The following is a 10,463-nucleotide window of genomic DNA, read 5'->3' on the forward strand; positions in this document are numbered from 1 at the left end:
CAACTATCCTCTCATTTCTACGAATAGACCATGCATATTCGACAAAGTATTGGTAACAATTAATGTATTTGAAACAATAACAATAATAATCATAATAAAAATTATCGTACCTTTAGGTTTAATCTTTAACTTAAATTTCTCATTACTTATGAAAAGAGACAGAAGCAATAGTACTGGAGTGAAATACCTTCCTTGCACACCATAAATCTGACCTGATATTGCATTATTATAAGAAATAAAAGCCATGTATACTGCTAAAATAGATACTCCAAACACACCTAAAGCGCCAAACGAAACAATTTTAGATTTCACATACTTGTCTTCAACTAATAATATACATATTAATAAAGCAAACCAGACTCCCGCTATCCAATAAGGCAAACCATTCTGTCCTCTATTAGACTGTGCTAAAAGAGTTTGACTGATTAAATTTGGTGTAGGCGTACTAATAATACCAAAGGATGCCCAAAGTCTTGCCACAACATGACGTACTCCACCATTTCCATGTGACCAATAATAGAAAGCTCCACTTGCAGCTACCAGACTCACAAGAGAAATAATTGTTATTATTTTTCTTTTAGCCCTCTGTTGTCCAAGATTATCTCCATAATATCTATTAATTAAATAATTAAAAAGAACTATCGCGAGCATAACGAACAGAACGAGATAATTTGTTTTAAACCATAGAATACCAATTATTCCTAACCCCCCTATAATGGGAATTTCTTTCTTTAGGGATAACTTGGGGGATACTAACATATTAATCATATAGGCAATAAGAAAGGCTACCCAAACAAAATTAATAGCATCATAAGACAAACTCGCAAAAGATATAATTGCTACAGGACTCAGCATCACACAAGCAAAAAGAAGCTTACCTTTTTTCACCCATTTAATAATGAAAAACATCATAATTGCACATACAAAAAGATTAAGTAAGCGAGCCACAACTGTCATTACACCAAGAGAAGGATAAATGTGATAACCAATCCAAACTCCTAATGCAGGAATAATGTGCCCCATATAATCATAGTTAAATTTACTACTAAGGGCATTTATTTTTCGAGGAACATCTTCTTGTGGAATAATTTGAACTTTTTGCAAATAGAATTGTTGAAAGTGAGTCCCGTTCTGATAAAATTGTCTTTGGTTATCTGTTCCCGATCCAACTGCATACTCTCCATAATTTGAAAGATTTACCGGGAGATCTGCCATTGCGCTCGCTGTCGCAAAGTGATATTGTCCGTCTTGCTCTTGAAAAATTGGCATGGCTGTAGAAAAAATGATACCGAACAATAATACTAATACAATATAAAGCTTATGAACTGGAAAATCATCTTTCGCTAATTTTTTTAAATTTTTAGACACATATTCCATCAATAATTTTCATCCTATATCTATTATTAAATATTTAAAATAATTTTTAACTTTCACAATAATATTTTAAATTCCTAGTGCTGTCTTCTTAATCGAATTATATTTTTGACTTCCGCAACAATTGGAGCTTGTAATAGCCATACAATTAAAGCATAAACTAACGTTCCTAGTACTGCTTGAATAGTGTAGCTTAGTACGCTAACGTTCATTATTTGTTCTAAGACAGATACAACTATAAAAGTAGCTAATCCTGCAATAAGATATTTCCAGAAACCATGCATTATTTCTTTCAATGTAAAAACATCTCGGATTGCCCATAGTTGATAGAGCGCTACTGATAATTCAGTTAACACAGTTGTTATCACTGCTCCCATCACGCCAAAGAAGGGAATCATAATAAAGTTAAAAATAACATTAACAGCAAGCCCGATAGATACAGAAATCGTATATTCCTTAGTTCTGTTGGCTGCCAATAAATACTGGTTCCCAGCTACGACAGCAATACCAACAAATAAAATCATCAAGCTTTGTACAAATATTAGAGGACCAACTTCTTCAAAGTCTTTCCCAAAGAAAAATATAGCAAATGTCTGGGAGACTCCCATAATCCCTGCCATGATTAAAATAGATAATGCTACACTTAAATCAAACGATTTCAATGTTAAATTTTTAATTTCAGAATGTTTTTTTTCTGAAAAAAGACTCGATAAGCGTGGCAAGAAAGCCGAAGCAAAGCTAGAAACTAAAGTAAAAGCTGTACGAATAATCATATCCGACTGGCTATAATAGCCAGCACTCACAACACCATCCATAATTCCTAGCATTGTTTTATTTAAGGAGAGATAAATCGTCATCGTTATTTGTGGTAAAAAGAGTAGTAGAGTAGGTTTTAAGTGTCTTAGAATATTCAGATCTCTAAATTTTACAGGAACAAACTCTTTTTTTAAAAAAGGCCAAACAGTAAGATTACCTAACAGGGGAGCTAACATGGTTAAGAGAATATATATCCACAAGTCATTTGCTGTTTTAACTAATACAAACGTTAAGATAAGAAGGAGTAATCGAGCAATAGTATTTCTTACAACTAGTATCCGAAAATTCTCTACACCCATGAAATACCAAGAAATATCTAATGCTGAACCTAATAATGCGAGGCCTTGAAGCATGAAATAAATCTTCAAGTCTCCTTGATACATTGAAAAAATCAAATAAGGTATAGAAGCAATGAATATGGCTATAAACTTTAAAATAACCAATTCATAAAAGACCTTGCTTTTTTCTTCAATATTTCTTTGATTATAGGCAATCTCTCGATTCCCATACAACTGAATGCCTAACCCGCCAGCTAACACGAAATACATCACAATAGAGTAAGTATAAGCATTTATCCCTATCCCTGTAGCTCCAAGAACCCTAGAAACATAAGGAGTTGTAATTAGGGGAACAATTATGCTTAACATTTGATAGACTGTACTATACAGCATATTCTTAACAAATTTCATCTTTTTATTAGTTGAAAATGTTTCTAAGAAACACTACAACGCCCATCCTATCTACTATTTATTTCTCAAAACCACTCTTATTTGGGAATTTTTTTGCAAAAGCCGTATTCATTTTGTTAACAACATCATCAAAGTCCTCTTCAGCAACAAAATCTCCATCTTCTAAGCAAAGAACTTTATATTTTGATTTAAATAATTTTTCAAAATCAACGTCTGTTCCTAAATTAACTAGACTACCAAATTTAAAAGAATTCATTGGTTCAAATTGATTTGTTGCACGGGCATAATCTGCAATTGCCCAATTAGAAATACCTCGAATATCCTGAGAGTTCCTAAATTTACCCTTACTCACAAAATCAAAATACTCTGGCAGTGCCTCTCTAAATTCGCGATATATCGTTTTAGTCAACGGAACTGTCAGATGATCTTCTCTAAAGCCAAGGAATTTTCCATAAAATTTGAGAATAGGTAATAGGTAGAGGTTCGATAATGCAGCAAATAAACCGTTTTTCAATGAAAACATCTTAGGATTTATCAGCCATTTTGTATCAGCAACTTTATTAAAAGCTAGAATATTATTTGAAAATATTGCATCACTTGGCATAAAAGGTGCATGCATAATTTGCAATTTCGGAAGTCCATTCTCAAAAAAGTCAGTAGGTTTGGTCGGAGCATTTAAAAACATATCATCGTTAAAATTAACAAATTGCTCCGCAAGACCTGGAATCCTATCAAAATTCAACTCAATTGGATTTGTATTAAAGGTTGGAAGATATTCTTCAGGGATAAAATCTTTATGATTAACCACATTAATTTTGGGATTTTCTGTATTTAACCATTCTGGAACATGTCCCCATGTCACAATGTGTATTTTATTGACCCACGGTGCAAATTTTTCTATAGAACGCAAAAGAAAATGGTAATTATCCATATTTCTATACCTGCTATCACCATTTTCGTGTGGTGTAATACCTTGAATCTTTTCACGATAATAATTTCTTTCTTTAATCCATTCTGGATCTGCTCCATCTAAGTAAGTTATTACAAAATCTATTTTATCCGCCATTTTACACTCCTAGAACCTTCTTAAAAAAGTTCCTTACTCTATCGTTATAGTATACTTTGTTAATCATCTTCAATCCTATATACAGAATTGATGGATTAAGATATACTAATCTTCTCCATCCCATTCCTTTAGAAAATTCTTGATTTTGCCTAAATAATCGCGAAAAAAGTTCTTTGGAAACTTGCCCTTTTACACGAGTTGATTCTAGCATTACGTAATCATTATCATTGATACATATTTTTTTTGCTAAATCGTAAGCTTCAGGTTCATATTTAGTTATAAAATCTAAAACGATTCTATTTTTATCAAATATTGCAAAGTTTTTTTCCGAGATTTTTGTATTTGTTATGCTTTCAGGATTAAAGCGATAATAATATCCAAAATAGTCTATGAAACTTACTTTACTAGCAAAAGAAAGGGCCTGTAAGCTAATTGCAGCATCTTCGTACATAGCGATTGTGGGAAATCTAAGCTTATCAAATATTTTTCGACCATACAGTTTACAAACTGGTCCTGAAGAAGCAAAACTAGGGGAATACATTTGTTTGACACTATCTACAAACATCTCAGTCTGAGTGATTAAACTCTTATCTCCTGCCCCCACTTTATGTACATCCTTTGAGAATTTACACATTGCAATTTCACTATCTGTTTTTACATATGAAAAAAGATTTTCAATTAAATCTTTACATATATAATCATCTGAGTCGATAAACATCAGGTAATCGCCTGAAAAGTGCTCTAAACCAAAATTTCTACATTTAGCAGGTCCAGAGTTTTCAATTGAAAAAGCTTTTATTCTTACATCATTTTCAGCGTATTTCTCAATGATTTTTAAAGAATTGTCTGTTGAGCCATCATTGATTAAAATTACTTCTAAATTCTGATAAGTTTGACCTAAAATTGAGTCCAAACATTCAGCTAAATATTGCTCCGCATTATACACAGGGACTATTACAGATATCATTGGTAAGTCGGGATTTGCCATACAACTTTATTCCTATTCATTTTCACTGTTTGTCGCTTATGAATTACTCTTTTGATTATTTACATAAAATTTCATAAGAAACTGGGTCATTTTCTCACCCCAGTAACGACGAAACATAGCATATTCTTCTTTTTCTCTATTTTTATCTACTGTATTCGCGCTTGTCTCCGACTCACTATGAATACGATGCGCCATCAATCTTTCGGGTAAATATTTAATATGACCTGATCGACGCATAATACGCTCCCAAGCATCCCAATCTAAAGCCATACGAAGTTCTTCATTAAACTTAAAATCACTCAGTCGCTCCATATTATAGGAGACAGCAGGACAGCAAATAAAGTTGCCAAAAGAATAAACTCTACGTTGATACGACTTATTCTTAAATAGAGAAAGTAGACGTAGGCCAAAAGTTTTAACTTTTAAATTAATATTTCGTTTTCTGAGATTATCATTTTCATCAGTCTCATAGTAATCAGAAAAAACAATATTTAAATCTTCTTGTTTTTGGAAAGCTTGAATAATCTTGGTTCCATACTCCGGTTCATAAGTATCATCTTGGTGAGCGATGGTCGCATATTTTGTCTGTACAAAAGATAAGGCACCATTCCAATCGGCACCAATACTTCCACCTGTTCCTACAAAATATTCAATACTATAATTTTCAGCCGTCTGAATCATTAAACTCGTGGGAGTTGAAGTGTATAGAATAACTTTTGATTTTTGTTCTCTCACTGAAGACTGTGATAATAATGACTTAATACATTTCTCTAAGTATGGTGAATCTTGATATGCACAAATAACAAAAGTATGTGCAAATTGTTTATCTTGCATAAGTAGCTTTCCTCTGCTCACTCTCAACAACAGCATAGCTGCTTATTAAAAAGAGCTTTAATTTTCATTTGAATTTTTAGTTTTCTCCACTTTCTTTTTCAATAGAGAAACTTCTTGAACTAAATTTTTAATCTGCTTTTCCGCGGAGATAAGTGACATTTGATACTTCAAAGATATAAAAAGCAACAAACTCACTAATATAAATAAAGCCAAAGATGTTAAAGTCTGTATCCCCATAAAATGGGCAATGCTACTTCCTAATTCAGGGAAAAGCGCACCAAATAAAATAATTATTGCAAGTATGAACCATTTGAGCATATGGCGTATCTCAGCTTTATCTTTTTTTATAAGTTGAATAACATAAATAAAAAAGATAATTGAGAAAATAATTGCTAAAACACGTAATTGAATGGGCATTAATTTTTCTCCTTCCCAATCATCGATGATACAAGGACAGCGAGCGAAACGCTAATCATATAGTTCACACCTTTTAAAAGATTTATACTGGATGTTCCTGTGGTACGTTCAAACATTCTCACGCCAACTTCTTTCACCCGAATATTTTTCGCAAAAAGATGCATATAACTTTCTGGCTCAGGATATTGACGTGGATATCTCTTCACAAATTGTTCGATAACTTTACGATTACCTGCACGGTAGCCACTAGTAACATCCATTATACGAATATTTGAAGTCAAACGAATCAAAGCTGAAAGAACTTTAATCCCAATTTGCCGTGTTCTTGAAGATTTGAATTCTGAATTACTATCATCAAGGAACCTAGAACCAACAGTAAAATCTGCTTCGTTATTTATAATTGGATCGACAAGTTGAGGAAGCGATTCAATATCATGTTGCCCATCTCCATCAAACTGCACTGCAATGTCATAACCATTTTCATCTGCATACATATAGCCTGTTTGCACAGCACCACCAATACCTAGATTTTGAATAAGCTCAACATGATTAATATTGTTCTCTCTTAAAACCTCTTCTTCATTATCTGTAGAGCCATCATTAATGACCACATAATCTAAATTATAAGGAGAGCTTGCTCTATACTGCTCTACTTTTCGTATGTTCTCTGCAATGCCTTCTCCCTCGTTATACGCAGGAATGATTAGAAGAATTTTTGCTTCATTAATCAACTTTATTCAAGTCCTCTCTTACCCTCGGGTTTGTTGGTTTTTACTTTTAACATCACTTTAATCAAGCTCTTCCATCTGATTCCAGAATCTCTTTTCAAAAAACCTTTTAGAACCATTTTAACATATTTTTTATTAAGTTGACAGAACAACTCCGGCTTATAGGCTTTATAGAACCTGTATTCACTGCTAAAAATGCTATAAAATCTCTCCTCTGACAAACTCGACAAGTCTTGCACTGAGAGTTGATGATTTAATTGACAGTTTAAGACTTCCACCTTTTTTTGGTTAAAGATAATCTGAGAAAACAGCCAGTGATCTAAATAATCGAGGGGAAACTCTTTAGAAAAGCCCCCTATATCTTCGATAAAAGCTTTTCTCAGCGTTAAGGTGCTAGAAATGCCTGAAATATCTTTTTCGTAAACTCCTGCTTTCTTTGGAAATAAGAGCATATCCAACGTTTCACTTGCCGTTGGGGAAATCTGTGTTACACCATCGTATATTTTTGCACAGTAGGCAACAATCTCTGTGTCTCTGATCTTACTTTCTAATTCAGCAAGCAAAAGACTCAGATAGTCTTCTGTAAGGGAGGTATCATCATCGAGTAGCATCAGCCATTCATCATTAGAGTGAGTGAGAGAAGTCTCGTATGCTATGCGTGTCCCACGCTCCACATTGTCCTTATTATAAATATAGGTGAGTGAATGAAAACCAGAAGGTAGAGCGCCATCGGAATAGTCCGTACTTCCATTATCAAAGACAATGATATTAAGCTTTTTTTTGATGGACTCGCTCATCTTAAGGAGCGAATCGAAAGATTCAGTTTCTGTGAATTTTTGTGCATAAGCTACTAAAGAAATAGTTATATTCATCGTTATCATTTCTTAATTTTCAAAAGAACCTTTTTAACGATTCTTTTTATTTTCGAGCTCGGTGGATTTGAACGTTCCGTATTCAAAGTGACCAAATTTTCTATATGTCGGAGAGTTTTTTTGCTATTACCTTGTACCATCTCTGCACTTTCAATAAACTCTTTGTAAACAAATTCTAAAGAATATTTTTCCCGAACTTCCGGAATTTTATTGATACTGTGTTCCTTTTTTGCCTCAAAATCCGTTAAACTTCTTGATAATATTTCAGATAATTCTTCAATATTTCCGAGATGATATTTTTCACCTTCTTGGAAGATGTTATATGCAGATTCATAGCCTGGATTATCCGAGATTATTACGGGTAAGCCTTTGAGTAAAGCCTCGATATAGACCAAACCAAAGGTTTCTAGAGCTGAGGAGCTCACAAAGATATCTTTGTCTGTGAGTACTTCCCAAGGCTGTTCAAGGTGGCCAGTTAACTTCACATTCTTCAGGTTATGCTTCTTGATGTAAATCAAGCACTTAGTTTTATAATCCTCATCTTGAGCGCCAACCAAAAGAAGCTCCACATCTGTCTTTCCAGACTTATGATAAGCTTGTAAAAGCTCCATTTGGTTTTTGCGCTCTGTCAAGCGACCGACAGAGACAAAACGGATTTTTTCTCCTTTTTTCAAAGGTGAGATATCCACTTCGCTGTAAGGAATAAAATTTTTGATTTCTTTGTTCTGGAAAAGAGAATTCAGATTTTGATTGAGGAGGCCTGTTACACTGTAAATTTCTTCTGAATACTCTTCAATAAAATCTATCTTATCTCTGTAATAGGCAAATTCATTTTCGGGAAATTCGTGAATTAACCAGAAATGTGGTATTGATTCACAGGCTGCGGCAACAGCCCCTTGAAACATATTGACTGTATTGGTAACCACGAGATCAATATTATTTTCTTGAATGAGTTTTCTAATTTGGGCGATATTTTCCCGATAATAGAAAGCACGAACCTTCTCATCTTCTGGAAGCCCACCTGGAGCATCCTCCCACCACCATTTTCCTGCTGAAAGAATATGTGTTTCAATACCAGAAACTTCAAATTTATCCTTGTAACTTTTTTTATCTTCACCCTGATAACCTGGGGCAACATTTATAACTTTATTGCCACGTTGAACAAGCGCATTCATCAGATAAAAAATTGAAATTTCAGCACCATTATCAAGGGTGCCTGTCGGAGAGACGAATAAAATATTTTTCACTATTGTTTCCTTATCTTTTAAAGTATGTTGCTTGTTTTGATGTGGTCATTATAGAGTCTCATGTCCTATCTTAAAATTTTTGTTTAGATACTTATGCTCTCTGTAAATTCATCCTTATGGTTTTTGACTGTGCAATTATCTAAAACAAAGCCGTAAGCTGCTTCTGCAATTCTTTGTCGTTTGTCAGGATTCTCAATAAGTATTTCTAGTTTTTCATACCACTCATTGGGTTGAGCCAAAAGTCCTGTTACATCATCACTAATCATTTCTTCAAATGAACCCAAATGACTTGCAACAGTAGACACTTTTACAAGTGCAGCTTCGAGCCATTTAATCTCTGATTTTGCACGATTAAAAACACTATCAACCAAAGGTGCTAAGTTGATATCCATTTGGCTAATTAATCTAGGGAGCTCTTTCCAATCCACATAGTCATTCATTATGATTTGCTCTGTGTATTTTTTCAAGTCCTGTGGAAGATCAATATAGCCGACCAAGTGTAGTTCTACATGTGGGTATTTTTCTAGAATTTGCATGATTGCCGGTTTAATCATCTCAAAATTTTCATTGTGTGTGATTGAGCCAGAAAAATATCCTATCTTAATTTTCGAAGAATCTTGTGTATAATCTTTGAGCGTTTCTTGACTTAATCTTACCAATTCTTCACTAGCAAGATTTCTGTTAATTATCACCTCAGAACTATAATTTTCAAGCTCTTCTTTTAAGGTTTGTGTGGTCGTAATAACACTATCACATAAAGACATCATTTTCCCATAAGATTTCACACCGCTATCATACTCATACTTTTCAATATCTGAAAGATCTTGTGTATAAGATAATAAATCCGTATATTTTGTATCAATAACAAGGTCATCGATGTCATAATAGACAGGTTTATTATATTTTTGAGCAAGATGACAAAGTTGTTCTAGTAATTCAGAGTAACCGGTACGATAGATAACAATGTGGCTCGCATTTTCGGCATAGCCCATTTTAAATTCGGAAGCATTCACCGTCCATACATCAAAACCAAGTGCTCTTAATTGGGCCGCCTTATTTTCAACTCGGTAGCGTGTGCATTGTGGAATAGCATTTTCTACACCATCAATAATCAAAATGTGTTCTTTAGGCGTTTTATGCTTAATTTCTTCCATTATACCGTCAATAACATTAGGAGGATAAGTTGTATTAGTTTTAATGTATTCAATCAGTTCTGGAACCTGTGTTTTTCTGGAGATACCTTGCCACAAAAACTTATCATCCGTATAGTTTGAAAATGCTGTATATTTTACAAGAGGAACACCAAAATCTTTTAACATCGTCAATGGATGAATATACATCGCACTGTCACCATTATTGTTGCTCACTGCAGCATGTTTAAACCCTAGGTATTCAAAATGCTTTGTGAAGACTGTTTCGTGCTTTCCAATAG

The 10,463-nt window shown here is 33.7% G+C and carries 10 protein-coding genes; all 10 read right to left on the reverse strand.

Annotated elements, in window-relative coordinates; genetic code table 11:
* Nucleotides 1-3: 3 nt before the first annotated feature.
* Nucleotides 4-1,377, reverse strand: coding sequence for a DUF2142 domain-containing protein (locus LACDD01_RS07115; RefSeq protein WP_019336009.1), 1,374 nt, complete (start codon nucleotides 1,375-1,377; stop codon nucleotides 4-6).
* 74 nt (nucleotides 1,378-1,451) lie between these two features.
* Nucleotides 1,452-2,879 (reverse strand): flippase, encoded by a 1,428-nt coding sequence (locus tag LACDD01_RS07120; RefSeq protein WP_061413988.1) that lies wholly within the window; start codon nucleotides 2,877-2,879, stop codon nucleotides 1,452-1,454.
* Between the two features lie 58 nt (nucleotides 2,880-2,937).
* Nucleotides 2,938-3,945: a stealth family protein gene (locus LACDD01_RS07125; protein WP_019293017.1), complete on the reverse strand. Its 1,008-nt coding sequence runs from the start codon at nucleotides 3,943-3,945 to the stop codon at nucleotides 2,938-2,940.
* 1 nt (nucleotide 3,946) lies between these two features.
* Nucleotides 3,947-4,933: a glycosyltransferase family 2 protein gene (locus tag LACDD01_RS07130; RefSeq protein ID WP_046401062.1), complete on the reverse strand. Its 987-nt coding sequence runs from the start codon at nucleotides 4,931-4,933 to the stop codon at nucleotides 3,947-3,949.
* A 36-nt stretch (nucleotides 4,934-4,969) separates the two neighbouring features.
* Entirely contained in the window at nucleotides 4,970-5,767 is a 798-nt protein-coding gene (locus LACDD01_RS07135) for a glycosyltransferase (protein WP_019293019.1), read from the reverse strand.
* Between the two features lie 57 nt (nucleotides 5,768-5,824).
* Nucleotides 5,825-6,184, reverse strand: coding sequence for a DUF2304 domain-containing protein (locus LACDD01_RS07140; protein ID WP_019293020.1), 360 nt, complete (start codon nucleotides 6,182-6,184; stop codon nucleotides 5,825-5,827).
* Entirely contained in the window at nucleotides 6,184-6,915 is a 732-nt protein-coding gene (locus LACDD01_RS07145) for a glycosyltransferase family 2 protein (RefSeq protein WP_019291783.1), read from the reverse strand. The genes LACDD01_RS07140 and LACDD01_RS07145 overlap by 1 nt, the downstream gene beginning before the upstream one ends.
* 2 nt (nucleotides 6,916-6,917) lie before the next feature.
* Nucleotides 6,918-7,784 carry a glycosyltransferase gene (locus LACDD01_RS07150; protein WP_061413990.1) on the reverse strand — a complete coding sequence of 289 codons (867 nt, stop codon included), beginning with the start codon at nucleotides 7,782-7,784 and terminating at the stop codon, nucleotides 6,918-6,920.
* Between the two features lie 5 nt (nucleotides 7,785-7,789).
* Entirely contained in the window at nucleotides 7,790-9,031 is a 1,242-nt protein-coding gene (locus tag LACDD01_RS07155; protein ID WP_061413992.1) for a glycosyltransferase family 4 protein, read from the reverse strand.
* Nucleotides 9,032-9,114: 83 nt separating this feature from the next.
* A partial coding sequence (locus LACDD01_RS12360) for a glycosyltransferase (RefSeq protein ID WP_231863397.1) occupies nucleotides 9,115-10,463 on the reverse strand: 1,349 nt, incomplete at its 5' end.

Origin of the sequence: Lactococcus sp. DD01, from assembly GCF_001578715.1 — a bacterium.
Classification (GTDB): domain Bacteria; phylum Bacillota; class Bacilli; order Lactobacillales; family Streptococcaceae; genus Lactococcus; species Lactococcus petauri.